This window comes from Paraburkholderia atlantica, from assembly GCF_009362785.1.
Classification (GTDB): Bacteria; Pseudomonadota; Gammaproteobacteria; order Burkholderiales; family Burkholderiaceae; genus Paraburkholderia; species Paraburkholderia atlantica.
Window position 1 is genome coordinate 47,044 of record NZ_WHNQ01000009.1, and the last position, 23,806, is coordinate 70,849.

23 protein-coding genes and 1 tRNA gene are annotated in these 23,806 nt (G+C 65.2%); 12 read left to right on the forward strand and 12 right to left on the reverse strand.

Going from position 1 to position 23,806, the window contains the following annotated elements:
- Window positions 1-225: 225 nt before the first annotated feature.
- The 3 genes from GCT19_RS15205 to GCT19_RS15215 all read right to left on the reverse strand — a co-directional run bounded on the left by GCT19_RS15205 (window position 226) and on the right by GCT19_RS15215 (window position 2,769).
- The gene (locus GCT19_RS15205) at window positions 226-1,419 is read right to left on the reverse strand and encodes a phosphoglycerate kinase (protein WP_152852427.1); all 1,194 of its coding nucleotides are present in this window, start codon (window positions 1,417-1,419) and stop codon (window positions 226-228) included.
- Between the two features lie 274 nt (window positions 1,420-1,693).
- Window positions 1,694-2,017: an AzlD domain-containing protein gene (locus GCT19_RS15210; RefSeq protein ID WP_013090427.1), complete on the reverse strand. Its 324-nt coding sequence runs from the start codon at window positions 2,015-2,017 to the stop codon at window positions 1,694-1,696.
- Entirely contained in the window at window positions 2,014-2,769 is a 756-nt protein-coding gene (locus tag GCT19_RS15215) for an AzlC family ABC transporter permease (RefSeq protein ID WP_013090428.1), read from the reverse strand. Before GCT19_RS15215 ends, GCT19_RS15210 begins: the two co-directional genes overlap by 4 nt.
- A 226-nt stretch (window positions 2,770-2,995) precedes the next feature.
- On the opposite strand from GCT19_RS15215, the gene GCT19_RS15220 reads away from it, so the two are divergent.
- The 6 genes from GCT19_RS15220 (at window position 2,996) to GCT19_RS15245 (ending at window position 7,702) form a co-directional block, all read left to right on the forward strand.
- Entirely contained in the window at window positions 2,996-3,919 is a 924-nt protein-coding gene (locus tag GCT19_RS15220; protein ID WP_013090429.1) for a branched-chain amino acid transaminase, read from the forward strand.
- A gap of 74 nt (window positions 3,920-3,993) precedes the next feature.
- Window positions 3,994-4,188, forward strand: a complete 195-nt coding sequence (locus GCT19_RS15225) for a zinc-finger domain-containing protein (protein ID WP_013090430.1) — start codon at window positions 3,994-3,996, stop codon at window positions 4,186-4,188.
- Between the two features lie 202 nt (window positions 4,189-4,390).
- Window positions 4,391-5,416 (forward strand): lipopolysaccharide heptosyltransferase II, encoded by a 1,026-nt coding sequence (gene waaF, locus GCT19_RS15230; RefSeq protein WP_018437757.1) that lies wholly within the window; start codon window positions 4,391-4,393, stop codon window positions 5,414-5,416.
- Window positions 5,417-5,582: 166 nt separating this feature from the next.
- Entirely contained in the window at window positions 5,583-6,029 is a 447-nt protein-coding gene (locus GCT19_RS15235; RefSeq protein ID WP_013090432.1) for a nuclear transport factor 2 family protein, read from the forward strand.
- A gap of 52 nt (window positions 6,030-6,081) precedes the next feature.
- Window positions 6,082-7,134 carry a hydrolase gene (locus GCT19_RS15240; protein ID WP_152852428.1) on the forward strand — a complete coding sequence of 351 codons (1,053 nt, stop codon included), beginning with the start codon at window positions 6,082-6,084 and terminating at the stop codon, window positions 7,132-7,134.
- Entirely contained in the window at window positions 7,127-7,702 is a 576-nt protein-coding gene (locus tag GCT19_RS15245) for a DUF2946 family protein (protein ID WP_013090434.1), read from the forward strand. The genes GCT19_RS15240 and GCT19_RS15245 overlap by 8 nt, the downstream gene beginning before the upstream one ends.
- A gap of 30 nt (window positions 7,703-7,732) precedes the next feature.
- Here GCT19_RS15245 and GCT19_RS15250 read toward each other — a convergent pair whose 3' ends face one another.
- Entirely contained in the window at window positions 7,733-9,466 is a 1,734-nt protein-coding gene (locus GCT19_RS15250; RefSeq protein WP_152852429.1) for a M48 family metalloprotease, read from the reverse strand.
- A 153-nt stretch (window positions 9,467-9,619) separates the two neighbouring features.
- Between GCT19_RS15250 and moaC the strand changes: the two genes are divergently transcribed.
- The gene (moaC, locus tag GCT19_RS15255) at window positions 9,620-10,099 is read left to right on the forward strand and encodes a cyclic pyranopterin monophosphate synthase MoaC (RefSeq protein ID WP_018437753.1); all 480 of its coding nucleotides are present in this window, start codon (window positions 9,620-9,622) and stop codon (window positions 10,097-10,099) included.
- A 31-nt stretch (window positions 10,100-10,130) separates the two neighbouring features.
- Window positions 10,131-10,481 carry a nucleotide pyrophosphohydrolase gene (locus GCT19_RS15260; protein WP_018437752.1) on the forward strand — a complete coding sequence of 117 codons (351 nt, stop codon included), beginning with the start codon at window positions 10,131-10,133 and terminating at the stop codon, window positions 10,479-10,481.
- A gap of 57 nt (window positions 10,482-10,538) precedes the next feature.
- Here GCT19_RS15260 and GCT19_RS15265 read toward each other — a convergent pair whose 3' ends face one another.
- The 8 genes from GCT19_RS15265 to recA form a co-directional block, all read right to left on the reverse strand.
- Entirely contained in the window at window positions 10,539-12,323 is a 1,785-nt protein-coding gene (locus tag GCT19_RS15265; RefSeq protein ID WP_193727400.1) for a PglL family O-oligosaccharyltransferase, read from the reverse strand.
- Window positions 12,324-12,486: 163 nt separating this feature from the next.
- The gene (locus tag GCT19_RS15270) at window positions 12,487-13,110 is read right to left on the reverse strand and encodes a pilin (RefSeq protein ID WP_152852430.1); all 624 of its coding nucleotides are present in this window, start codon (window positions 13,108-13,110) and stop codon (window positions 12,487-12,489) included.
- A gap of 157 nt (window positions 13,111-13,267) precedes the next feature.
- The gene (locus GCT19_RS15275; RefSeq protein WP_018437749.1) at window positions 13,268-13,972 is read right to left on the reverse strand and encodes a TerC family protein; all 705 of its coding nucleotides are present in this window, start codon (window positions 13,970-13,972) and stop codon (window positions 13,268-13,270) included.
- 165 nt (window positions 13,973-14,137) lie between these two features.
- On the reverse strand, window positions 14,138-15,019 hold the full coding sequence (gene sucD, locus GCT19_RS15280) for a succinate--CoA ligase subunit alpha (protein ID WP_013090441.1): 882 nt from the start codon (window positions 15,017-15,019) through the stop codon (window positions 14,138-14,140).
- A 130-nt stretch (window positions 15,020-15,149) separates the two neighbouring features.
- Window positions 15,150-16,319, reverse strand: a complete 1,170-nt coding sequence (gene sucC / locus GCT19_RS15285) for an ADP-forming succinate--CoA ligase subunit beta (protein ID WP_013090442.1) — start codon at window positions 16,317-16,319, stop codon at window positions 15,150-15,152.
- 55 nt (window positions 16,320-16,374) lie between these two features.
- A complete protein-coding gene (locus tag GCT19_RS15290; protein ID WP_013090443.1) occupies window positions 16,375-17,049 on the reverse strand; it encodes a DUF2889 domain-containing protein in 675 nt (224 codons plus the stop codon).
- A gap of 129 nt (window positions 17,050-17,178) precedes the next feature.
- Window positions 17,179-17,946 carry a recombination regulator RecX gene (recX, locus tag GCT19_RS15295; protein WP_176136024.1) on the reverse strand — a complete coding sequence of 256 codons (768 nt, stop codon included), beginning with the start codon at window positions 17,944-17,946 and terminating at the stop codon, window positions 17,179-17,181.
- 7 nt (window positions 17,947-17,953) lie between these two features.
- Window positions 17,954-19,030, reverse strand: a complete 1,077-nt coding sequence (gene recA / locus GCT19_RS15300) for a recombinase RecA (RefSeq protein ID WP_013090445.1) — start codon at window positions 19,028-19,030, stop codon at window positions 17,954-17,956.
- A 253-nt stretch (window positions 19,031-19,283) separates the two neighbouring features.
- Between recA and GCT19_RS15305 the strand changes: the two genes are divergently transcribed.
- From GCT19_RS15305 to GCT19_RS15320, 4 genes are all read left to right on the forward strand, one after another.
- A complete protein-coding gene (locus GCT19_RS15305) occupies window positions 19,284-20,081 on the forward strand; it encodes a response regulator transcription factor (protein ID WP_018437746.1) in 798 nt (265 codons plus the stop codon).
- 9 nt (window positions 20,082-20,090) lie between these two features.
- Window positions 20,091-21,629, forward strand: coding sequence for a sensor histidine kinase (locus tag GCT19_RS15310; protein WP_018437745.1), 1,539 nt, complete (start codon window positions 20,091-20,093; stop codon window positions 21,627-21,629).
- A 229-nt stretch (window positions 21,630-21,858) separates the two neighbouring features.
- Entirely contained in the window at window positions 21,859-23,517 is a 1,659-nt protein-coding gene (locus GCT19_RS15315; protein WP_018437744.1) for an MFS transporter, read from the forward strand.
- 86 nt (window positions 23,518-23,603) lie between these two features.
- A tRNA-Met gene (locus GCT19_RS15320) sits at window positions 23,604-23,680 on the forward strand.
- Window positions 23,681-23,806 lie beyond the last annotated feature (126 nt).

Below are 23,806 nucleotides of genomic sequence, written 5' to 3' on the forward strand. Positions count from 1 at the left end.
TTCCTGTCCGGCTTGCCGGAGGGCTGTTCCGGCTGGGCCGAATCGCGTTCAGCAGATTCGGCATGTGCCGTTGGCGGCTGCTCCGCTTCGGCCGCCGCGGGCGCTACCAGCGCCTCGGCGGCCGCGCGTTTCGCGCGCTCCCTTGCCGGTGTCGCCGCGTTGCCGCGCGGCGCTTTCGCGCCACGCGCCTTGGTCGACTTCGCCGCTGGGGAGCGCGTCGCCACGTTAAGCCCGCGATTCCAGAACTTCGACCGCCGGCAGCTTCTTGCCCTCGAGGAACTCGAGGAATGCGCCGCCGCCCGTCGAAATGTAGCTGACCTGATCGTGGATGCCGTACTTGGCGATTGCCGCGAGCGTGTCGCCGCCGCCTGCGATCGAGAACGCCGCCGAGCGCGCGATCGCGTCCGCGAGCGTCTTCGTGCCGTTGCCGAACTGGTCGAACTCGAACACGCCGACCGGGCCGTTCCACACGATCGTGCCGGCCTTCTCGAGCTGTGCGGCGAGCACCTTGGCCGTTTCCGGGCCGATGTCGAGGATCATGTCGTCGTCCTGCACATCGGCGACGGCCTTCACTTCGGCCTTCGCGGTCGGCGAGAACTCCTTGGCCGTGACCACGTCGGTCGGGATCGGCACCGAGGCGCCGCGGGCCTTCGCCGCGTCGATGATCGCCTTCGCTTCGGCGACGAGATCGGCTTCTGCGAGCGACTTGCCGATCTTCAGGCCGGCCGCGAGCATGAACGTATTGGCGATGCCGCCACCGACGATCAGCTGGTCGACCTTCTCAGCGAGCGACTTCAGGATGGTCAGCTTGGTCGACACCTTCGAACCCGCGACGATCGCCACGAGCGGACGCTTCGGCGCGCCGAGCGCCTTGCCGAGCGCTTCGAGCTCAGCCGCGAGCAGCGGACCCGCGCAGGCAACCGGCGCGTACTTCGCGATGCCGTGCGTGGTCGCTTCGGCGCGGTGCGCGGTGCCGAACGCGTCGTTCACGTAGATATCGCAGAGCTTGGCCATTTTCTGCGCGAGCCCGTCGGAATCTTTCTTTTCGCCCTTGTTGACGCGGCAGTTTTCGAGCAGCACGACCGAGCCCGGCGCGACATTCACGCCGTTTTCGACCCAGTTCGCGACGAGCGGCACGTCACGGCCGAGCAGCTCGGCGAGACGCTTCGCCACCGGTGCGAGCGAGTCTTCCGGTTTGAAGTCGCCTTCGGTCGGACGGCCAAGGTGCGAGGTGACCATCACCGCGGCGCCGGCGTCGAGCGCGGCCTTGATGGCCGGCACGGAAGCGCGGATGCGGGTGTCTTCGGTGATGTTTCCTTGATCGTCCTGCGGCACGTTCAGATCGGCGCGGATGAACACGCGTTTGCCGGACAGCTTGCCTTCGGCGATCAGGTCGGAGAGACGCAATACCTTGTTCATGGGCTTGAGTATGCGAGTTGATGAGAAGGCGGTGGCGGACAGCGCGCGGGGACGAGGCGCAGCGAACTCCAGCGCTTCGGCCCAACGGCTCCGCGGGATCGGGCGCCGGCGGCCGGCCGCGGCACTAGGCGCCTTGCTGCGGCGCGCTCAACCCGGAAAAAGGCATTTTAACTGATCCCAACGGCCTTCTGACCGCGACGCGGCGAATGTCGCGTATTTGACCGCGAGGCCGTCGATGCCGCGCGGCACCATCGCCACATCGCGGGCCGGACCGTCACAGGAAGACGCGCATCAGCGTGAACACGACCATCCCGGTCACGATCGTGCCGAGCATGGTGCGGCGCCACAAAAACCAGCCGAGGCCGGCGAGGGTCGCATAGAGCTCATGGTTGGAAGCCGCGAACGACAGTCCGTCGGGCGTCGTCAGCACGTCGGGCACCACCACGGCGGCGAGCGCGGCGGCCGGCGCGTAGCGCAGCATCTTCTGCACGCGCGGCGGCAACACCGTGCGCTCGCCGCCGATCAGGAACATCGCGCGCGTGAGCGCGGTGACGAAGGTCATGCCGAAAATGGCGAGCCAGATTTGCGTTGAGGTCATCGGGAGTCTCCGGCGCGATCGTTCACGCCGCGGATGCGGCGCAGGTCCGCGCGCTCGATCATCAGGTCGGCTGCGCTGCCGGCGACGATCGCCGCGATCACCGCGAACGGCAGCGCGAGCCGGTACGGCAGATCGAGCGCGAGCAGCGCCACGACTGCAGCCACGCTGACCGCGGCCAGCGTGGAGCGCGTCGCGACCGCGGACACCATGATGGGCAACAACGCGAGCGTGCCGGCGAGCGCGAGCCCCCAGTTATCGGGAATCAGGCTCGCGAGCAGGATGCCGACGATCGACGATACCTGCCACGACAGCCAGCTCGCCACCGCCATGCCCCAGAAATACGCCTCCTTGCCAGGCACGTAGCCGGTCGGAAAGTTCTTTTTGACGAACAGCAGATAGATCACGTCGCCGTTGAAGTAGCCGAGCACGATGCGCCGCCACATCGGCAGATACGAGAAGTGGGGCGCGAGGCCGACACTGAAGATCACGAAGCGGGTGTTGACCATCGCCGCGGTCAGCAGCACGGTCCACACCGGCAGTTTCGCGGCGAGCAGCGGCAGCACCGCCAGCTGCGACGAACCGGCGTAGCACAGCAGCGACATCGTGAGCGCCTGTGGCAGCGTCAGCACGGACTTGCTCATCGCGATGCCCGTCACGAGGCCCCAGGAAAAAATCGCCATCAGCGTGGGAGCATAGGCGCGCGCGCCTTCACGGAAAGCGCGGCGATCGGTGTCGGACAGTCGAGCGAGCATCGGGCGAAGGGTGCGGGGGCAAGAAACCCCGTCAAGAAGGCCGGGCCGGCACCAGCTTGCGAGACCACCCGCTGGCGCATCCGGATTTGATTTATGCGTGTGCTGGATTATAGCGTCCGGGGTGCGCCCAAACGCCCGTTGTATGTGCAAAAGACGCTAAAATAGCGCTCCCGGCTATGTCCTGCGCTCATGGCCGCACCTCATAACGCACCTGCTGGAGAACCGTATGTCAATGGCCGACCGCGACGGCAAGATCTGGATGGATGGCAAGCTCATCGAGTGGCGCGATGCCAAAATCCACGTGCTCACCCACACGCTGCACTATGGCATGGGCGTGTTCGAGGGCGTGCGCGCTTACAAGACCGCCGACGGCGCCACCGCGATTTTCCGCCTGCAGGAGCACACCAAGCGCCTGCTGAACTCGGCGAAGATCTTCCAGATGGACGTGCCGTTCGACCATGAAACGCTCGCCGCCGCGCAGCGCGAAGTGGTCCGCGAGAACAAGCTCGACTCCTGCTATCTGCGCCCGATCATCTGGGTCGGCTCGGAAAAGCTCGGCGTGTCGGCCAAGGGCAACACGATTCACGTCGCGATCGCCGCGTGGCCGTGGGGCGCGTACCTCGGCGAAGACGGCATCACCAAGGGTATCCGCGTGAAGACGTCGTCGTTCACGCGCCATCACGTGAACGTGTCGATGGTGCGCGCGAAGGCGTCGGGCTGGTACGTGAACTCGATCCTCGCGAACCAGGAAGCGATCGCCGACGGCTACGACGAAGCGCTGCTGCTCGACGTCGACGGCTACGTGTCGGAAGGCTCGGGCGAGAACTTCTTCCTCGTCAACAACGGCAAGCTGTACACGCCCGACCTATCGTCGTGCCTCGACGGCATCACGCGCGACACCGTGATCACGCTCGCGCGCGACATGGGCATCCAGGTGATCGAAAAGCGCATCACGCGCGACGAAGTCTATACCTGCGACGAAGCGTTCTTCACCGGCACGGCAGCCGAAGTCACGCCGATCCGCGAACTCGACAACCGCAAGATCGGCGCCGGCGTGCGCGGCCCTATTACCGAAAAGCTGCAGTCCGCCTTCTTCGACGTCGTGAACGGCAAGGGCGAGAAGTACGCGCACTGGCTCACGAAGATCTGAGCGACGTTTTGAGATGCGCCGCGCCGCCCATCGGCGGCGCACTGCAAGCACCCCGCATACAACGAGAAAGTGTCATGAGCGAAATCAAGGAAATGCCGCTGGTCGAACTGACGGCAAAAGATCTGCCGGCGTATTGTCCGAACCCGGCCATGCCGCGCTGGAGTGCGCATCCGCGCGTCTTCATCGACGTGTCGCACGGCGAAGCGCGTTGCCCGTATTGCAGCACACGCTACAAGCTGCGCGACGGCGAAGTGATCAAGGGCCATTGATCCAACGCATCGAGCGGTCCTGAGCCGGCTTCAGCGGCACGAGGCGCGGGTTTCGGATCGCGCGCTCGGCCGCGCCGCAGGCTCGATCGCACGACCCGCGAGGCCCACGCGCCGCGCGGCTTTCCGCTTTCCCCTTTACCCATCCGAGTGCCGCGCGCATCGCGCGCGCGGCGCTTGTTATCGACACCGGACACTCACTCTGATGCGTCGCGCGTTGGTTATCGCACCGAATTGGATCGGTGACGCATTGATGGCGCAGCCGCTGTTTGCGCGCCTCGTGAAATTGCATCCGCGCATCGTCATCGACGCGGTCGCGCCCAGCTGGGTCGCGCCCGTGCTCGAACGCATGCCGGAAATCCGCGACGTCTACGCGACCGATCTCGCCCACGGCAAGCTGCAGATGCTGCGCCGCTGGCAGCTGTCGAGCGATCTGCGCGACGTCGGCTACGACGCGGCCTACGTGCTGCCGAACTCGTTCAAGTCGGCGCTGATTCCGTGGCTGGCGGGCATTCCGCTGCGCATCGGCTACACCGGCGAGAGTCGCTACGGCATGCTGAACGTGCGTCACGCGAATCCGCGCAAGGACGCGCGTCCGCCGATGGTCGGCCACTACGCCGCCCTCGCCTACGCGCCCGGTGCCAAGGTCCCCGAAGATCTGCCGATGCCGCGTCTCGATACGGATCTGAACGAGGCGTCGCGCGTGTCGGCGCGCTTCAATCTCGATACCCGCGTGCCGCTGCTGGTGTTCTGCCCGGGCGCCGAGTACGGTCCCGCCAAGCGCTGGCCGCCCGAGCACTTCGCGGCGCTCGCGCAGATGGTCGGCCAGTCGTTCCCGTACACGCAGATCGTCGCGCTCGGTTCGCCGAAAGACGCGCCGCTCGCGCAGGCAATCGCCGAAAAGGCGCCGAACGTGCGCAACCTGTGCGGCCAGACCGCGCTCGGCGAGGCCTGCGCGCTGATCTCGCGGGCCAACGCGGTCGTCACCAACGACTCCGGCCTGATGCACGTCGCCGCCGCGCTGCGCCGCCCGCTCGTGGCCGTTTTCGGTTCGACCGATCCGCGCCACACCCCGCCCTTGTCCGAGCTCGCGAAGGTACAATGGCTTCATCTCGAATGCAGCCCCTGTTTTGAGCGCGAGTGCCCGCTCGGTCATCTGAACTGTCTGAAGCAGCTGAGCGCCGAGCAGGTTTTCGGCGATTTGCGCGGCATGCTGCTCGCGCAGCGCTGAGCCGACTGGTACTTGCACGCAACACCGCACGCCCCCGAGCGCGTCGCGTCACGTTCGCGCCTTGCGGCACGGGCAAGCTGACGCCGGGGGCGATGGTCCGGCGCTCTGGACCGTCCCGCTATCGCTGACCCGCAACCGCGCGCCGCGCACTAGAGACTGACGAGCCATGCCACGTTTTGCCCATATCTTCGAAGCCGCCGCCGATACCCTGAACGCCTACTATCAGGCCGTCGCCGAGGTCAATATCGACAGCTTGATGGGCTTGTGGATCGACGAGGAGTTCGTCAGCTGCATCTGCGCGGACGGCTCGCACCTGCACGGTCTCGAAAACATCCGCAATGGCTTGCAGACTCAGCTCGAAGCGATGCCGGTGTCGATCGAGCCGCTCGACATCCGCGTGTACGACAGCCTCGGCACCGTCGTCTATGCGATTGCCGAAGCGCATCGTCCGGCCGATCCGACCGCCACGCCGGCGATGGTCTTCACCACCTACGTGATGGTCCACGAACGCGGCGAATGGCGCATTGCGCATATTCACGCGAGCCCGATGCCGAACGAGACCGCCAGCCAGTTCGCGACCAAGATGCGGCATGGCCAGGGCCCGCTGCACTGACGCGCGGCAGACCGACAGATTCAGATTCACGCTTTCTCGCTTTTCCGCCGGTATGAGTTCGACGCCACATAAACCCGCTTCCTCCGGTACGGCCCCCGCCAGGGTGGCGGCCGCCGTCGAGGCGACCGTCGAGCTGCTGTACCGCGCGCCGCTGTGGCTGCCCAACCGGCATGTGCAGACGATCGTCCCGTCGCTGTTCGCGCGACGCCCCGCCGTGTCGTTTCGCCGCGAGCGCTGGGACACACCGGACGGCGATTTCATCGATCTCGACTGGGTCGCGCACGATACTCCGCTCACCGAGACCGCCCCGCTCTTCGTGCTGTTCCACGGCCTCGAAGGCAGTTCGTCGTCGCACTACGCGGTGGCGCTGATGGCCGCCGCGCGCGAATACGGCTGGCACGGCGTGGTGCCGCACTTTCGCAGCTGCAGCGGCCCGCTGAACCGGCTACCGCGCTTCTACCATCTGGCCGACAGCAACGAAGTGGACTGGATCCTGCGCCGCCTGCGCGCCGCGCATCGCGGGCCGGTGGTCGCGGCGGGCGTGTCGCTCGGCGGCAACGTGCTGCTGCGCTGGCTCGGCGAGCGGCAACACGATGCGGCGCAGGTGGTAGCCGCCGCCGCCGCGATTTCGACGCCGATCGACGTCCATGCGGGCGGCCGCGCGCTGTCGCAGGGCTTCGGCCTCGTCTACACGCGCAGCTTCCTGAAGACGCTGAAGCACAAGGCCAATCAGAAGCTCGAGCAGTTCCCGGGCCTGTTCGATCGCGACGCGATGCTCGCGAGCCGCACGATGTACGAGTTCGACAACGTCGTGACCGCGCCGCTGCACGGCTTTCGCAATACCGACGACTACTGGAGCACCGCAACCACCCGCCCGCTGCTGCCGCACATTCAGGTGCCCACGCTGGTGCTCAACGCGCGCAACGACCCGTTCCTGCCGGCCGAAGCGCTGCCGTCGCGGCACGAGGTGTCGGCGGCGGTCGAGCTGTATCAGCCTGAGCACGGCGGCCACGCGGGTTTCATGACCGGGCCGTTCCCGGGCCGCATCGACTGGCTGTCGCGGCGCGTGTTCGGCTATATGGAGCGACACGTCGATCATGGATGACATCGTCAAACAGTCGCTCGCCAAATGGCCGAACGTGCCGAGTTGCACCGGCTGGTTGATGCTCGACCGGCGCGGCAACTGGCGCATGCGCGACGAAGCGGCCCAGGCGAGCGGCGCGCACGGCGTGCCGATCCGGCACGAGGCGCTGCTTGGCTTCATCAACCGGAACTACGAGGCCGATGAACGCGGGCAGTGGTTTTTCCAGAACGGACCGCAGCGCGTGTATGTCGAGCTGGATTACACGCCGTGGGTGGTCAGATTGTCCGCGCACGCGGATGGAACGCTCGCGTTGCACGACCAGGGCGGCGGCACGTTCGAGCCGTCGGCGGTGTTCGTCGATGAAGACGGCGGCATTCTGTTCGCCGATCGCTCGCAGCCGGCACGCATCGCGGCGCTGCACGATCACGACCTCGAGATCTTCTCCGATCACGCGACGCTCGCCGACGATGGCTCATTGAGCGGCGCATTCCACTGGAGCGCTCAACTCACACTGCCGCTGCAAAGCGTGCGACGCGATCAGGTGGCCGCGCGCTTCGGCTTCGTCGCGAGCCCGGCGGCGCAGGTCTGACGCACGCGCCGGCGTGCGCCGGCGTCCACCCTAGCCCTTCTCGTCGAGCCGCTCCTCCTTGTAGCGGCTTTCCATCTCATGCAGGCGCGCGTCGACGGTTGCCAGGTCGTAATAGCCGATCGTCTTCAGGTCGCGCGCGTCCTTCAACTGCCGGATCGCCGATGGCCACGCGCCCTCCAGCGCGAATTTCTCCGCCATCGCGCGATGCTGCGTCAGTGCATCGCCACTGCCGGCGCTCGCCTGCGCGAGATACAGCCACCACGCGGGTTGATCGGGGTGCGCGCGGGTTTCCTGCTTCGCGAGCGCCTGTGCGTCGGTGAAACGGTGCAGCGTCAACAGCGTGCGGATATGGATGTCGATCGCGGCGTTCGACTGCGGCCAGCGCTTCTGCGCGAACTCGGCGAGACGCGCGGCTTCGTCGGCGTGACCGGCGCTGCGGGCGATGTCGGTCGCGAGCACGTCGAGGCTCGGCGAATCGCGCTCCGGCTCGCCCTCTGTACGCGCGCCCGAGACGAAGGTCGCGCGCGCGTTCGCTAGCGAGGCGGCCGCGTCGTCGTAGCGCTCGAGCAGCATCTGCCCATACGCGATGCCGTACCAGTTCGCCGCGACGTTCAGCGCGGTGCGGTCCTCGATTTCCGAGCGCAAACGCGAAATCTCGTCCGCGTATTCGCTGCGCGAATGGCCCTGCAACAGACCCGCGCGCGCCCGCACGAAGCCGTACTCGGGGTCTTGATGCGGCTGTCGGTACGGCGCGCGGCGCGCGCGGTCGTCCATGTCGGCGATCCGTTCACCGGTCAGCGGATGTGTGCGCGCGTAGGCCGGAATGCCGTTGTCGTTCAGCGCCGCGCGGTCGAGCCGATGGAAGAACGTCGGCATCGCGTAGGGATCGTAGCCGGCGCCGGCGAGCAGCAGAAAGCCGACGCGGTCCGCCTCCTGCTCGGCCGATCGCGAGAAGCGCAACTGGCTGTCGACCGCATACGCCTGGCTGCCGAGCGCGATCGCGCTGCCGAGGTCGCCGCTATGCGCGAGTACGCCTGCCAGCACGCCGAACAGCACGCCGACGAGCGCCGCGTAGCCGCTGCGCTCGCCGTTCGAGATCATCCGCGAGATGTGCCGCTGCAACACGTGCCCCATCTCGTGGCCCAGCACCGCCGCGAGCTCTGATTCGGTCTGCGTCGCGACGATCAGCCCCGTGTTCACGCCGATGAAACCGCCCGGCAGCGAAAACGCGTTGATCTGCGCGTCGCGCACCCCGAACAGTTCGAAATCCGGACGATAACCGCCGATATACAACGCGCTGGCCGCTGCCGCGAGCTTGGCGGCGACCGAATTCAGGTAGTCGCGCACGAGCCAGTCGTCGAGATAATCGGGGTCGCGGCGTATGTCGCGCATCACGCGCTCGCCGAGCTTGCGTTCGGCCTGCGGAGTCAGCGAGCCGGCGCCGCCGCTGCCGAGATCGGGCAACTGCTGCGCGACGATCGGCGCGCGCCAGTCGTTGCTGCCGGTTTTGCCGCCATTGCTGCCGTTAGCGCCGCCATTGGAAAAACGGCTCTGCGCGCCGCCGTAGGTGCCGAACACGCCGCGCGCGATGTCGGGCGGCAGGATCGGATCGGCATGCGCGTCGCTCGGACCGCTAACGAGCGGCGCCTCGGACGATGAGGTTCCCGGCGCGATGGCCGCCCTGCCGGTCGATTGCGCGAACGCGCCGGGCGGCATCGCGAGCGCGACGGATAGCAATGCAGCGAGGAATCGTTTTGGATGCATCGCGAAGCCGGTCTGACGAAGTCGAAAAACGCCGCCCGTGGCCCGGACTAAGATAACGGGCAAGGTACGACACTGCGCAAGTGTAACCAGTCGCCGCGACGATTCGGGGCCGCGCCGCACTGCTATGATAGGCGCCCTCTGAAGGAGTCAACCATGCCTGAACTCACTCATTTCGATGCGTCTGGTGACGCGCATATGGTGGACGTCGGCGGCAAGCAGGAGACCAGGCGCATCGCGATCGCGCGCGGCTCGATCCGCATGCTGCCCGACACGTTCGCGCTGATCCGCGACGGCAACGCCAAAAAGGGCGACGTGATCGGCGTCGCACGAATCGCGGCGATCCAGGCCTCGAAGCGCACCGCCGATCTGATTCCGCTGTGCCACCCGCTCGCGCTGACACGCGTGAAGGCCGATTTCGAGCTCGACGAGCAGATGCCCGGCGTGCATTGCACGGTCCAGGTCGAGACGTTTGGACGCACGGGCGTCGAAATGGAAGCGCTCACCGCCGTTCAGGTCGGGCTGCTGACCGTGTACGACATGTGCAAGGCCGTCGATCGCGGCATGACTATCACCGATGTGAAGGTGATGGAAAAGCACGGCGGGAAATCGGGGGATTGGGTCGCGCAAGCTTGAAGCGCGGTTAGGCAACTATCCGGGTAGCACCATGACCATCGACGAACTGCTCAAGCAGCTACTTGCGTTTCGCGACGCGCGCGACTGGCGGCAGTTTCATACGCTGCGCAACCTGATCGTCTCCACCGGCATCGAAGCCGGCGAGCTTCTGGAGACGATTCAATGGAAGTCCGACGCGCAGATCGACGCGCTGCTCACCGATCCCGAGCAAATGACGAACCTCCGGCACGAGTGCGCCGACGTGTTCATGTACCTGCTGCTGGTCGCCCATACTGCGGGCTTCGATCTCGTCGACGCGGCAGCGGAAAAACTGAAGCTCAACGAAGCGCGCTACCCCGTCGACAAGGCGAAAGGCACCGCCGCGAAGTATTCAGAGCTTTGAGCTTCGTGGCGCGGAGACCCGTCTTGGCGCGAGCATGGCCAAGCCTCCGCAGTCCGATCAGTCTTCGTCGCTGTCGTCATCCGGTGCCGCGTCCGATGCCGGCGTGCCATAGCGTTTCACCAACTGCTCCCTGAAGCCCGCGAGCGACTTCTGCTCATCGACGAGCTGGTACAGATAGCCGAGCTGCACCGGCCAGTCCTTCAGTTCCTCCGCGAAAATCCGCAAGCGTTCGACCGTATCGAGCGCCGCCGCGGTGTCGCCGGCCAGCGCCTGCAGCACCGCGTAGCGTCGCAGCACCGTTTCGCCCGGCAACAGCGCGATCGCCCGCTTGTGCATCGCGAGCTTGCGTTGCAAGTTCAGTGGATTCATCGGTTGCAGCGTCGCCAGACCATATTCGCCCCACGCGCCGAACATGAACGACGGATCGGCGCCGTACTGCTCGGCTGGACGCTGGCCGTAGTACAGCACCTCGGCACGCGCATAGTCGCGATACACCGGATACAGCGCGGCGAGTCCGCCGAATACCACCACCGCGAACGCGCCGAGCGACAGATTCGCCGGCACCATGCGCAAGGGCCGCGTTTCGAGCAGACCGAACACGAACATCGCGGGCAGCAGGAAGAACATGTACTGCTGCGGATACTCGACGAGCGCATGCATCGTGAGCACGCCGATCAGCGCGATGCCGAACACGCGCGTGGCGCTTTGCGGCGCACGCACGACGCGCACGAGCCAGGCAACGAGACCCACGAGCACGATCGCGAGACCGATCAGGCCGGTTTTCGCGAGCAGATCGACGAAGATGTCGTGCGAGTTGTTGGCGATTTCGACGCCGCCGAGTTGCCTGACGAGCTCGAACTGATAGCTCGGGAATTCGCCCCAGCCGACGCCGAGCAGCGGATGCTGCTTGAACATCGTCCAGCCGTATTTCAATAGCGCGATGCGCGGCGCGATCTGACCGGCATCCTGGAAGCGCTCGGCCGCCGACTGCCCGAGTTCGAGGTGAAAGCGCACGTTGGCCCAGCGGATCACCGCATTGACGACGAAAAACAGCACCCCGAGCGCGATCGGCACCAGCCAGTCACGGTTGCTACGGCGCGATCGCGGTTCGTTGCGAGTCTGCGCGAAGGCCATCCAGAAGCCGGCCACGACGATCACACCCATCTGCAGCCACGGACCACGGGACACGGTCAGCGCGAGGCCGACCGAGAAAATCGTCGACACGAGCAGCCAGATAGGCACCGCGATGCGGCGCGTCTGCACGAGGTACAGCGCACCCGCCATCGCGAACGCAATATACGTCGCGAGGTGGTTCGCCTGCGCCATGTTGCCAAACGGCCGGCGGTCGACGGTGATGTTGTACGCGACGACGAGCGGAGCCACGCGCGCCTCGAGGTGAAACAGCTGGATCACCTGACTGAACACCGCGAACAGACCGCCCACGATCAACGCCCCCGCCGCCCAGCGCAACGCGGTCTCGTCGAGCTTCACGCGCGCGAAGCCATAGCCCACGTGCACGGCCATCCACGCAGCGAGCAGGAAGCCCGCGCCGAGCCAGTTCATCGACGGCTCAGCGACCGGCAGCACGAACGTCTGCACGACCAGCACGAGGCCGAACAGCAAGGGCACGAGCGCGACCGTCGGCGACGCGAAGCTCACGCGCGGCCGCGTGGTCGCGACCATCAGCATGACGGCCGCCCCGGTCAGCAGATACAGCGCAAGTGACGTGAATTCGGAGTAGAAGGTTGGGATCGGATACGTATGGTTGGCAACCGCGTAGGGCAGAATCAACGCAAGAGCCAGCAGTACGAGAGACAGGTAGCGCGCGAAAGGGGTGGGCATCGAATCAACGGTGGGCGTCAGCAACCGGCGCACTATACAAAAATTTCGTTGCACTGTGCGCCGGTTCGGCCGAAATAGGCTGCAAATCAGCCCTTTACGTTGTGGCTTCGAGTCGTCCGGTCAGCGCCGGGTCGTCGTCTCGTTCGCCCATTCATCTGCCCCCTTACGATCGGCATTCAGGCGGTGCCAGGTTCGCTGCGAGCGTGGGTGCTTCGCCCGGCATCGGCCCCGAACCCGGCGCCGGCAACGACGACGCGCTCTTGCCGCTCGCGAAGCATTCCCACGTCAGCGCGCCCGTCTGCACCGTGTCCTTGCTCAACGCGACACGTGCGCTCGGCGCGTCGGCGTTGTCCGGCACCGAGGGCACCAGCGTCATCGTGTTCGCGCCGGCCTGCGCGACGCGCGTCGAGTACGTGATCGTGATCTGGCCGGTGTCGTCGTCGATCTGGATGGACTCGACGTTGCGCGTGGCGGGCGGCGACGCATAGCCGCCGCTGAACGCGTTGCCGCTCGCGGCGTTTTCTGCCACCGCGAGCCGCGCCGACGCCGCCAGCGACAAGCCCTCGCCGACCCGGCTGCGCGCCAGATAGTCCTGATACGCGGGTATCGCGTAGGCTGCGATCACGCCGACGATCGCCAGCACGATCATCAACTCGATCAGCGTGAAACCGACGCCGCAGCGCCGGCAAAGGCGTGCGAACCAATGCTCGCGCCAGCGTGCGCGGCGTGACCTACGCGAAAATTGCGTCGATTGAGAGTAAGGGGAATATGGCAGGGTAACGATCATCGGCAGACTCCTGATACGAGAAACGCCTGGCCCGTGGATCGGGAACAGGCGTTTCAATCGTAGCGAGCGAAGCTCGCGCGTCACAGTCAGCCGGATGGCCAGGCTTGCATTCGGACGTCATCGCGGATTAGGCCGCGGCGCACCGTCAATGCCGTGCTCACACCGCCGCCCGTTTCGCGTTACGGCGCTTCAACAAATAACCGACGATCACGACGAACAGCGCGCCCGCGATGCTCATCCCGTATTCGGCGACGGGCGTGTCGAGGATCGGCCAGCGGTCGCCGGCCGGGTCGTTGACCATCAGACCGCCCGCGATCCAGCCGAGCAGACCCGCACCGAATAGCACGATGCCCGGAAAGCGATCGAGCAGCTTCAGAATCAGCTGGCTGCCCCACACGATCAGCGGAATGCTCACGACGAGGCCAAAGATCACCAGAGCCAGCCTGTGCTCGTGCTCCGCGGCCTCGGCCGCGCCCGCGATCGCGATCACGTTGTCCACGCTCATCACCGCGTCCGCGATGATGATCGTCTTCACCGCCGAGATCAGCTTGTCGGCCGGCTTCACGTTGTCGTGAACGTCGTGCGCGGGCGCGAGCAGGCGCACACCGATCCACAGCAGCAGCAGGCCGCCCGCGAACTTCAGGAACGGCACATCGAGCAGCGCGACCGCGAACGCGATCAGCACGACCCGCAGCAGGATCGCGCCGGCGGTCCCCCAGACGATGCCGCGCATGCGCTGCGACTGCGGCAGGTTGCGACAGGCGAGCGCAATGACGACCGCGTTATCGCCGCCGAGCAGAACGTCGATGACGATGATCTGAAAGACCGCGCCCCAATTGAGCGTCGTGAAGAATTCGAGCATGGAAAAAAGAATAAGAAAAAATCGACCGGGCGGACAGCAAGACGGCGCGAGCACGGACGAAAAAAAGCGGGGGAGTCTGCACTCCCCCGCTTTTCGGGACCGCTCGCTCACGAAAGGACTTCGTAAGCGTATCAAAATCGCGCGCCTACGGCACGCGAATTCGATTTACAGCATCGCCTTCAGAAGACGCGCCATTTCCGACGGGTTCTTCGTGACCTTGATACCGCATGCGTCCATGATTTCCAGCTTCGCTTCAGCGGTGTCAGCACCGCCCGAGATCAGCGCGCCGGCGTGGCCCATGCGCTTGCCCGGAGGCGCCGTGACGCCAGCGATGAAGCCAACCACCGGCTTCTTCATGTTGTCCTTGATCCAGTGCGCGGCGTTCGCCTCGTCCGGACCGCCGATTTCGCCGATCATGATGACGGCATCCGTATCCGGATCGTCGTTGAACATCTTCATCACGTCGATGTGCTTCAGACCGTTGATCGGGTCGCCGCCGATACCGACTGCCGACGACTGGCCGAGGCCGATCGCGGTCAGCTGGCCGACTGCTTCATACGTCAGCGTGCCCGAACGCGACACGACGCCGATGCGGCCCTTGCGGTGGATGTGACCCGGCATGATGCCGATCTTCAGCTCGTCCGGCGTGATCGTGCCCGGGCAGTTCGGTCCGAGCAGCAGCGTCTTGCGGTTTTCGCGACGCATACGGTCCTTGATCTCGATCATGTCGCGGACAGGGATGCCTTCCGTGATACAGATTGCGAGATCCAGGTCGGCTTCGACTGCTTCCCAGATGGCTGCCGCAGCGCCTGCCGGCGGAACGTAAATCACCGACACGGTTGCGCCCGTTTCAGCCTTGGCTTCAGCGACGCTCGCGTAGATGGGGATGCCTTCGAAATCTTCGCCGGCGCGCTTCGGGTTCACGCCCGCGACGTACGCTTCGCGGCCGTTTGCGTATTCACGGCATGCACGCGTGTGGAACTGACCGGTCTTGCCGGTGATGCCCTGCGTGATGACCTTGGTGTCTTTGTTGATCAGAATCGACATGTATTGACCTCTGTTCGTTTGGCGTCGCGCGGTAGCGCCACGCGGCGCGATGCTTCACGCCTGTGTCGCTCGCGCGCCGCCACTCGTCATTTTGGCAAATGAGCTGGTAAATGCGCCGTAGACAGGTGGCTTACGCCTTGCCCGAAGCAGCCGCGACGACCTTCTGAGCCGCTTCTTCCATGCTGTCCGCCGAGATGATCGGCAGGCCGGATTCGGCGAGCATCTTCTTGCCCAGGTCTTCGTTCGTGCCCTTCATGCGGACCACGAGCGGCACCTTCAGCGACACGGCCTTCGACGCCGCGATCACGCCTTCCGCGATCACGTCGCAGCGCATGATGCCACCGAAGATGTTGACCAGAATCGCGGTCAGGTTCGGGTTCTTCAGCATGATCTTGAACGCTTCGGTGACCTTCTCGGTCGTCGCACCACCGCCGACGTCGAGGAAGTTCGCCGGTTCGCCGCCGAACAGCTTGATGGTGTCCATCGTTGCCATTGCGAGGCCAGCGCCGTTCACGAGGCAGCCGATGTTGCCGTCGAGCGAGATGTACGCGAGGTCGAACTTCGACGCTTCGATTTCAGCCGGATCTTCTTCGTCCAGATCGCGGTACGCGACGATTTCCGGGTGACGGAACAGCGCATTCGAGTCGAAGTTGAACTTCGCATCGAGTGCGATGACCTTGCCGTCGCCGGTCAGGATCAGCGGGTTGATTTCGGCGAGCGATGCGTCGGTTTCCCAGAATGCCTTGTACAGGCCTTGCAGGATCGCGCGGGCTTGCGGGATCGAAGCGTCGGGCACGCCGATCTTCTTCGCGAGGTCGTCTGCTTCCGAGTCCTTCAGGCCGGTCGACGGATCGACGGCAACCTTGTGGATCAGCTCAGGCGTCTTTTCCGCAACTTCTTCGACGTCCATGCCGCCTTCGCTCGACGCCATCACGACGATCTTCTGCGAAACGCGATCGATCACGAGACCGACATACAGTTCCTTCTTGATGTCAGCGCCTTCTTCGATCAGAAGGCGATTGACCTTCTGGCCTTCCGGACCGGTCTGGTGCGTGACGAGCTGCATGCCGAGGATCTGGTTCGAGTACTCGCGAACCTGTTCCAGCGACTTGGCGACCTTGACACCGCCGCCCTTGCCACGGCCACCTGCGTGGATCTGAGCCTTGACGACCCACACCGGGCCGCCGAGCTCTTCAGCGGCCTTGACCGCATCATCCACCGAGAAGACCGGCTTGCCGCGCGGTACCGCGACGCCGAATTTCCGCAGGATTTCCTTACCCTGGTACTCGTGAATCTTCATGCGTGATTCCCTTCAGTCTGAGAGTTGGATAGAACTTCGATTCCGTTGCCGCCGTTCAGGCCGACGCGTCGCCGCTTGGTGCGCGGGCCGCCGCGTCGTCCGACGAGGCCGCGCGTTCCGCCGGACGCGGTGCGTGGCCATACCAGCGCGGATAAAACTGTTTCACCGCCTCGCCGTCGAAACGCAGCGCGTGGCAGCGTCCCAACTGGAATGGCGGTTTGTCGTTGGAATGCTCGCCTGTGCCGTTGGACGATTCGTCTCCCGAACCCGCGTTCGCGCCCGGCGTGCCTTCATCGGTGTTCCACACTTCGCCGGCGAACGCCTGGATCGCGGCGGTCGGCAGCATCGCGCACAGCTCGGTGAGATGCGTGCAACCGGCCGTGCCGGCCAGCAAACGGGCAGCATCGCGACGGAAGTTGTGGAACAGATTGAGCCCGATGAGGGCACGGTAGGCGGGATTGCTGGCCTGGCATAACCCTGGATAGGGCACCCAGTCGGACGACGCCTCGGCGTCGACGACATTGAGCTTGCGATCGATGGTGATGCGAAGCCAGAGTTCATGGATCGGCTGACCATTGGGCCGGATTCCCGACGGAAGCGCCACATCGCGAGGCTTTTCGTCGGTCAGGCACGCTTCCACATCCCACAGGCCATCGGCTCGCTCGTAAGCTTCCGCTCTGATTGCGCGACGGTGGCGCAACTGACGGGACACTGGCGGGGAGAGCGACATGCGGGAAGGAAAGGCCGGATTGGAAAACCTCTGGATTTTAGCATAACGGGTATTTGGGACAGCCCCGATTGCGCATGGCCTCGAGCCGGGTTACGGCACGGCAATCGACCGGCCGTCAGGGCTGACGTGCTAGTCGCGGTTCCAGATGTCGTCGACACCCTTCAGGATCTTGCCGATCGTCGCGCCGGAGAAGCCGCGCGACGCCAGGAAGCGCGCCTGCTTCGCGCGCTCCGCCGGCGTTTGTGGCAGCTGGCCGAACTTCTTGCGCCAGACCGCCTGGGCGCGCGCGAGTTCGGTTTCGCGCAATTGCGCACTCGCCTCTTCGACGAGCGCCGGGTTCAGCGCGTGCTGCTTCAGTTCGCCGAGGATGCGGCTCGTGCCGAGCCGCGATGCGCGCCGGTGAACCAGACTTTCCGCGAAGCGCGAGTCCGATAGCCAGTTTTCGGCTTCCAGCGAGTCAAGCACCGCGTCGAGCGAATCGGTTTCCTCGACATACGGTTTCAGCTTGCGCGCGAGTTCGGCGCGGCTATATTCGCGGCGCGACAGATAGCCGAGTGCGCGTGCTTTCAACGAACGGGTTGGGCGTTGGGATTTTCTGCTGTCGTCCTGGTCGGCCTGCCCCGGCTTTGCTTCGCCGGCCTGGCGACGCGAGCGGGTGTAGGTGACTTCGGACGGGGGTGGGGAATCGCTCGCGGAGAAATCCGGGCTGGACGATGCTGCAGGGGATGCAGACCGCGTGCGCTGCGGGCCGCGGCCTGCGGCGCGGTCGTGTGCGTCGAACGATTCGAACGGATCGAATGGATCGCCGGAATCAGGCGATCCATCCGCCGTGTCGCGCGGGCCGTCCGGATAGCGTCCGGAGTCGGAACCGGACAACGGCCGGCCTTTGCGTATCACGTGATGCTTACTCTTCTTCGTCCGCGACTTCAGCGTCCGCGCCGGTCACGGCGTCCGCCATCGCGGTAACGCCCAGCGATTCGCGGATACGGTTTTCGATTTCGCGAGCGATGTCCGGATTTTCGCGCAGGAATTCACGCGCGTTGTCTTTGCCCTGACCAATCCGCTCGCCGTTGTAGCTGTACCATGCGCCGGCTTTATCGACGATCTTCGCCTGCACGCCGAGGTCGATGATTTCGCCCTGACGCGAGATGCCCTCGCCGTACAGGATGTCGAAGATCGCTTCGCGGAACGGCGGCGATACCTTGTTCTTGACGACCTTCACGCGCGTTTCGTTGCCGATCACTTCGTCGTTCTTCTTGATCGAACCGATGCGGCGAATGTCCAGACGCACCGACGCGTAGAACTTCAGCGCGTTACCGCCCGTGGTGGTTTCCGGGTTGCCGAACATCACGCCGATCTTCATGCGGATCTGGTTGATGAAGATCACGAGGCAGTTCGTGCGCTTGATCGTGCCGGTCAGCTTGCGCAGTGCCTGCGACATCAGACGCGCCTGCAGACCCGGCAGCGAGTCGCCCATTTCGCCTTCGATTTCCGCCTTCGGCACCAGCGCCGCGACCGAGTCGATCACGATCATGTCGATCGAGCCCGAGCGCACCAGCGCGTCGGCGATTTCGAGCGCCTGCTCGCCGGTGTCCGGCTGCGAGACCAGCAGGTCGGCGACGTTCACGCCGAGCTTGCCCGCATATTGAATGTCCAGCGCGTGTTCCGCGTCGATGAACGCCGCGGTGCCGCCGAGCTTCTGCATTTCGGCGATGACCTGCAGCGTCAGCGTGGTTTTACCGGACGATTCCGGACCGTAGATTTCGACCACGCGGCCGCGCGGCAAACCGCCGACGCCCAGTGCGATGTCGAGGCCGAGCGATCCGGTGGAGACCACCTGGATGTCTTCGACTGCCTCACCTGCGCCGAGCCGCATGACCGACCCTTTGCCGAACTGCTTTTCGATCTGCGCGAGCGCGGCGGCGAGAGCCTTGCTCTTTTCAGCAGTCAGTCCAGCCGAGCCTTTCTTGCTTTCTTCCATGAATCGTCCTTTGCTATGATGAACGGCGTCTGAGGCAGGTGTACGTCCGGAATTCGGCTCGAATTGAGCGCAGTCTTCAGGACATCACACGAAACGCAGACACTGTATAAAAAAACAGTGGTTTTGGCAAGCGCGATATGATGCGAACGCGCATTTTTACTGTCGCGTCACCCCCACTACCCACAATAATGTTCGGAGACCGCTGCGCGCCGGGGCAAGCCCCACGGTGCCGGCAAAGCCAGGCTGGCGCACCATGCGAATTCTGATTGCCGAAGACGACAGCATACTCGCGGACGGTCTGGTTCGATCACTCCGCCAATCGGCCTATGCGGTCGATCACGTCAAAAGCGGCGTAGAAGCCGATACCGCGTTGTCAATGCAGACGTTCGACCTATTGATCCTCGATCTGGGCCTGCCGCGCATGTCCGGGCTCGAGGTGCTGCGCCGCCTGCGCGCGCGCAATTCGAACCTGCCGGTGCTGATCCTGACCGCCGCAGACAGCGTCGACGAACGCGTCAAAGGCCTCGATCTCGGCGCCGACGATTACATGGCCAAGCCCTTCGCGCTGAACGAACTCGAAGCGCGCGTCCGCGCGCTGACGCGGCGCGGCGCCGGCGGCGGCCCGACCGTCGTGCGGCATGGCTCGCTGTCGTTCGATCAGGTGGGCCGCATCGCCTATGTCAACGACCAGGTGATCGACCTGTCCGCGCGCGAGCTCGGTCTGCTCGAAGTGCTGCTGCAGCGGATCGGCCGGCTGGTCTCGAAAGAGCAGTTGGTCGACCATCTGTGCGAATGGGGCGAGGAAGTCAGCAACAACGCGATCGAAGTCTACGTGCACCGGCTGCGCAAGAAGATCGAGCCGAGCGGCGTGCGCATCATCACCGTGCGCGGGCTCGGCTACTGCCTCGAAAAAGCGGCGCCGCCGGCCAATGCGAACGCGCCCGCCGCCACTGCCGGCTCCGAGTCGCAAACGGCACAAGCGGCACAAGCGGCACCACCGTCCACCGCGCCGTCGTCCGCCGCGATGCCGGCGAGCCATCACTACAAATAGAGGCCAGCGATGTCCGCACGCGCTGATCGCGCCACGGCGCACGCGGCGGACCTCGACGAGGCGCGCGACGCGCGCTACGCCAATCCGTTCGCCCCGCCCGACGAAACCGAGGCCGCAGCCGAAGCGCGTCCGCGCTCGCTGTTCGGCGAGATTCTCGACTGGATGCTCGCCCCGCTGCTGCTGCTGTGGCCGATGAGCCTCGCGGTCACTTATCTGGTCGCGAAGTCGATCGCGAACGGGCCGTTCGACCGCGCGCTCGAAACCGACGCCTATGTGCTCGCGCGCCAGATCCATCCGGTCAACGGCGTCGCGGAGCTGTCGCTGCCCGAGTCGACGCGCGATTTCCTGCGCGCCGACAACGTCGACAGCGTGTTCTTCCAGGTGCTCGGCACGCGCGGCGAACTGGTGGCCGGCGAGCGCGACATGCCGCTGCCGCACGAGGAAGACCGCCCGCCACCGGGCCTCGTCGAATTCCGCGACGACGTACTGCGCGGCAACGACATCCGCGTCGCATATACCACCGTCGAGTTTCCGCAGACGCCGGGCGCGCAGCCCGTGCTGGTGCAGGTCGCCGAAACGCTCGACAAGCGCAGCCAGCTCGCCAACGACATCATCAAGGGCGTGATCCTGCCGCAATTCGTGATCCTGCCGCTCGCGATTCTGCTCGTGTGGTTCGGGCTGTCGCGCGGGCTCGAGCCGCTGCATGCGCTGCAGGCCCATATCCGCGCGCGCCGGCCCGACGATCTGTCGCCGCTCGAAGCGCGCCGCGCGCCGCCGGAAATCGAGCCGCTCGTCACGTCGTTCAACGATCTGCTCACGCGCCTCGAACAGAACATGGAGTTGCAAAAGCGCTTCATCGCCGACGCCGCGCATCAGATGAAAACGCCGCTCGCCGGCCTGCGCACGCAGGCCGAGCTCGCGCTGCGCCAGAACGCGTCGGCCGAAGTGCATCGCTCGCTCGAACAGATCGCGACCAGCTCCGAGCACGCCGCGCGGCTCGTCACACAGCTGCTCGCGCTCGCGCGCGCGGAGAACCGTCGGTCGGGGCAGATCTTCACGCCGGTCGAACTCGGCGAACTCGCGCGCAGCGCGGTGCGCGAATGGGTGCAGGCCGCGCTCGCGAAGCAGATGGACCTCGGCTACGAAGCGCCCGACGAGCCGGTCGAAGTCGCCGGCAATCCGGTGATGCTGCGCGAAATGCTGTCGAATCTGATCGACAACGCGATCCGCTATACGCCGGCGGGCGGCCGCATCACCGTGCGCGTGCGCCACGACGCCCCGGCGCGGCTCGTGCATCTGGAAGTCGAGGACACCGGGCTCGGCATTCCGGCCAGCGAGCGCTCGCGCGTGGTCGAGCGCTTCTACCGGATTCTGGGCCGCGAGGGCGACGGCAGCGGCCTCGGTCTCGCGATCGTGCGCGAGATCGCGGCGATGCACGGCGGCGAGCTCGCCATCGACGACAACGTCTATCAGGAGTCGCCACGGCTCGCCGGCACCCTGGTGCGCGTCAGCTTGCACGTGCTCGAACGGGGGCGGGACTTACCCTAACATGGCCGGATCGCCAGCTTGACCGTCAGCGTGTTTTTGAGATATTTCAGGGCGGATTGCGCAAACATCGCCGCACATTGACCGAAGTTGAGCGTCTCTCTGCCGGTTTACCGGACTACCCCAGGTTGTGGCGTCGAGTCAGAACGCCGTAAGTTTCCACTCCAATAATCGGTTGCACGGGGACGCCTGCGCTGGCGATCCGTGTGTATATCAATATTGGAGACGACATATGGCTACCGTTGGCGGGCAACTCTCGCACGCGCCGATGACGCGCGATGAGAAGCGGGTGATCTTCGCATCGTCGCTGGGTACGGTTTTCGAGTGGTACGACTTTTATCTGGCCGGCTCGCTTGCGGCCTTCATCAGCAAGAGCTTCTTTTCCGGCGTCAATCCGACCGCGGCGTTCATCTTCACGCTGCTCAGCTTCGCCGCGGGCTTCGCGGTGCGGCCGTTCGGCGCGGTCGTATTCGGACGGCTCGGCGACATGGTCGGGCGCAAGTACACGTTCCTGATCACGATCATCATCATGGGCCTGTCGACGTTCCTCGTCGGCTTCCTGCCGGGCTATGCGGCGATCGGCATCGCTTCGCCGGTGATCTTCATCGCGATGCGTCTGCTGCAGGGTCTCGCGCTCGGCGGCGAGTACGGCGGCGCCGCGACCTACGTGGCCGAACACGCGCCGGCGAACCGCCGCGGCTTCTACACCGCGTGGATCCAGACCACCGCGACGCTAGGCCTGTTCCTGTCGCTGCTCGTGATCCTCGGCGTGCGCACTTTCATGGGCGAAGACTCGTTCGGCGCCTGGGGCTGGCGCATTCCGTTCGTCGTGTCGATCCTGCTGCTCGCGGTGTCGGTGTGGATTCGTCTGCAACTGCACGAGTCGCCGGTGTTCGAGCGCATCAAGGCCGAAGGCAAGACCTCGAAGGCGCCGCTCTCCGAAGCGTTCGGCCAGTGGAAGAACCTGAAGGTCGTGATTCTCGCGCTGCTCGGCCTGACGGCCGGCCAGGCTGTCGTGTGGTACACGGGCCAGTTCTACACGCTGTTCTTCCTGACGCAGACGCTGAAGGTCGACGGCACGAGCGCCAACATCATGATCGCGCTCGCGCTGCTGATCGGCACACCGTTCTTCCTGTTCTTCGGCTCGCTGTCGGATCGCATTGGCCGCAAGCCGATCATCATGGCCGGTCTGCTGATCGCCGCGCTGACCTACTTCCCGCTGTTCAAGGCGCTCACGCACTACACGAACCCGGCGCTCGAAGCCGCAACGTTGAAGTCGCCGATCGTCGTGATCGCCGATCCTGGCGAGTGCTCGTTCCAATTCAACCCGGTGGGCACGGCTAAGTTCGTGACCTCGTGCGATATCGCGAAGGGCGCGCTGTCGCGGGCCGGCCTGAACTACGACAACGTCGCGGCACCGGCCGGCACGATTGCGCAGATCCGCGTGGGTGATACGGTCGTCAACACGTTCGACGGCCGCGCCCCCGACGCGAAGGAGCAAGCCAAGACGTTCGAGAAGACGCTCGCCGCGACGCTGAAGGCTGCCGGCTACCCGCCGAAGGCCGATCCGGCGCAGATCAACTGGCCGATGAGCGTCGTGATCCTGACGATCCTCGTGATCTACGTGACGATGGTCTACGGGCCGATCGCGGCGATGCTGGTCGAGATGTTCCCGACGCGCATCCGTTATACGTCGATGTCGCTGCCGTATCACATCGGCAATGGCTGGTTCGGCGGCTTCCTGCCGGCGACCGCGTTCGCGATCGTCGCGGCGAGGGGCAACATCTACTCGGGGCTCTGGTATCCGATCATCATCGCGGTGATCACCTTCGTGATCGGCATGCTGTTCGTGCGCGAGACCAAGGACTCGGATATCTACGCGAAGGATTGAGTGGACCGACAGTTTGGGCTATCTGAAAAAGTTGTGCGCCGGGGGTTGACAGCCTCCGGTTGCCCCAGCATAATCTCGCTTCTTTCGGCGAATTAGCTCAGTCGGTTAGAGCGACGGAATCATAATCCGCAGGTCCGGGGTTCGAGTCCCTGATTCGCCACCAGATGTAGAGCGGCCCACAGCGATGTGGGCCGCTTTTTTTTCGCCTCCACTGTCAACGGAGTGTCAACGGCCGCTGGGCGACCGGCAGGCAAATTTGCGTGAAGCCGTCCTTGCCTCCAATGCTAGA

Bases quoted from the DNA above. Each gene is read 5' to 3' on its own strand.
- GCT19_RS15205 (WP_152852427.1), bottom strand. From the start codon at position 1,419: ATGAACAAGGTATTGCGTCTCTCCGACCTGATCGCCGAAGGCAAGCTG.
- GCT19_RS15210 (WP_013090427.1), bottom strand. From the start codon at position 2,017: ATGACCTCAACGCAAATCTGGCTCGCCATTTTCGGCATGACCTTCGTC.
- GCT19_RS15215 (WP_013090428.1), bottom strand. From the start codon at position 2,769: ATGCTCGCTCGACTGTCCGACACCGATCGCCGCGCTTTCCGTGAAGGC.
- GCT19_RS15220 (WP_013090429.1), top strand. From the start codon at position 2,996: ATGTCAATGGCCGACCGCGACGGCAAGATCTGGATGGATGGCAAGCTC.
- GCT19_RS15225 (WP_013090430.1), top strand. From the start codon at position 3,994: ATGAGCGAAATCAAGGAAATGCCGCTGGTCGAACTGACGGCAAAAGAT.
- waaF (WP_018437757.1), top strand. From the start codon at position 4,391: ATGCGTCGCGCGTTGGTTATCGCACCGAATTGGATCGGTGACGCATTG.
- GCT19_RS15235 (WP_013090432.1), top strand. From the start codon at position 5,583: ATGCCACGTTTTGCCCATATCTTCGAAGCCGCCGCCGATACCCTGAAC.
- GCT19_RS15240 (WP_152852428.1), top strand. From the start codon at position 6,082: ATGAGTTCGACGCCACATAAACCCGCTTCCTCCGGTACGGCCCCCGCC.
- GCT19_RS15245 (WP_013090434.1), top strand. From the start codon at position 7,127: ATGGATGACATCGTCAAACAGTCGCTCGCCAAATGGCCGAACGTGCCG.
- GCT19_RS15250 (WP_152852429.1), bottom strand. From the start codon at position 9,466: ATGCATCCAAAACGATTCCTCGCTGCATTGCTATCCGTCGCGCTCGCG.
- moaC (WP_018437753.1), top strand. From the start codon at position 9,620: ATGCCTGAACTCACTCATTTCGATGCGTCTGGTGACGCGCATATGGTG.
- GCT19_RS15260 (WP_018437752.1), top strand. From the start codon at position 10,131: ATGACCATCGACGAACTGCTCAAGCAGCTACTTGCGTTTCGCGACGCG.
- GCT19_RS15265 (WP_193727400.1), bottom strand. From the start codon at position 12,323: ATGCCCACCCCTTTCGCGCGCTACCTGTCTCTCGTACTGCTGGCTCTT.
- GCT19_RS15270 (WP_152852430.1), bottom strand. From the start codon at position 13,110: ATGATCGTTACCCTGCCATATTCCCCTTACTCTCAATCGACGCAATTT.
- GCT19_RS15275 (WP_018437749.1), bottom strand. From the start codon at position 13,972: ATGCTCGAATTCTTCACGACGCTCAATTGGGGCGCGGTCTTTCAGATC.
- sucD (WP_013090441.1), bottom strand. From the start codon at position 15,019: ATGTCGATTCTGATCAACAAAGACACCAAGGTCATCACGCAGGGCATC.
- sucC (WP_013090442.1), bottom strand. From the start codon at position 16,319: ATGAAGATTCACGAGTACCAGGGTAAGGAAATCCTGCGGAAATTCGGC.
- GCT19_RS15290 (WP_013090443.1), bottom strand. From the start codon at position 17,049: ATGTCGCTCTCCCCGCCAGTGTCCCGTCAGTTGCGCCACCGTCGCGCA.
- recA (WP_013090445.1), bottom strand. From the start codon at position 19,030: ATGGAAGAAAGCAAGAAAGGCTCGGCTGGACTGACTGCTGAAAAGAGC.
- GCT19_RS15305 (WP_018437746.1), top strand. From the start codon at position 19,284: ATGCGAATTCTGATTGCCGAAGACGACAGCATACTCGCGGACGGTCTG.
- GCT19_RS15310 (WP_018437745.1), top strand. From the start codon at position 20,091: ATGTCCGCACGCGCTGATCGCGCCACGGCGCACGCGGCGGACCTCGAC.
- GCT19_RS15315 (WP_018437744.1), top strand. From the start codon at position 21,859: ATGGCTACCGTTGGCGGGCAACTCTCGCACGCGCCGATGACGCGCGAT.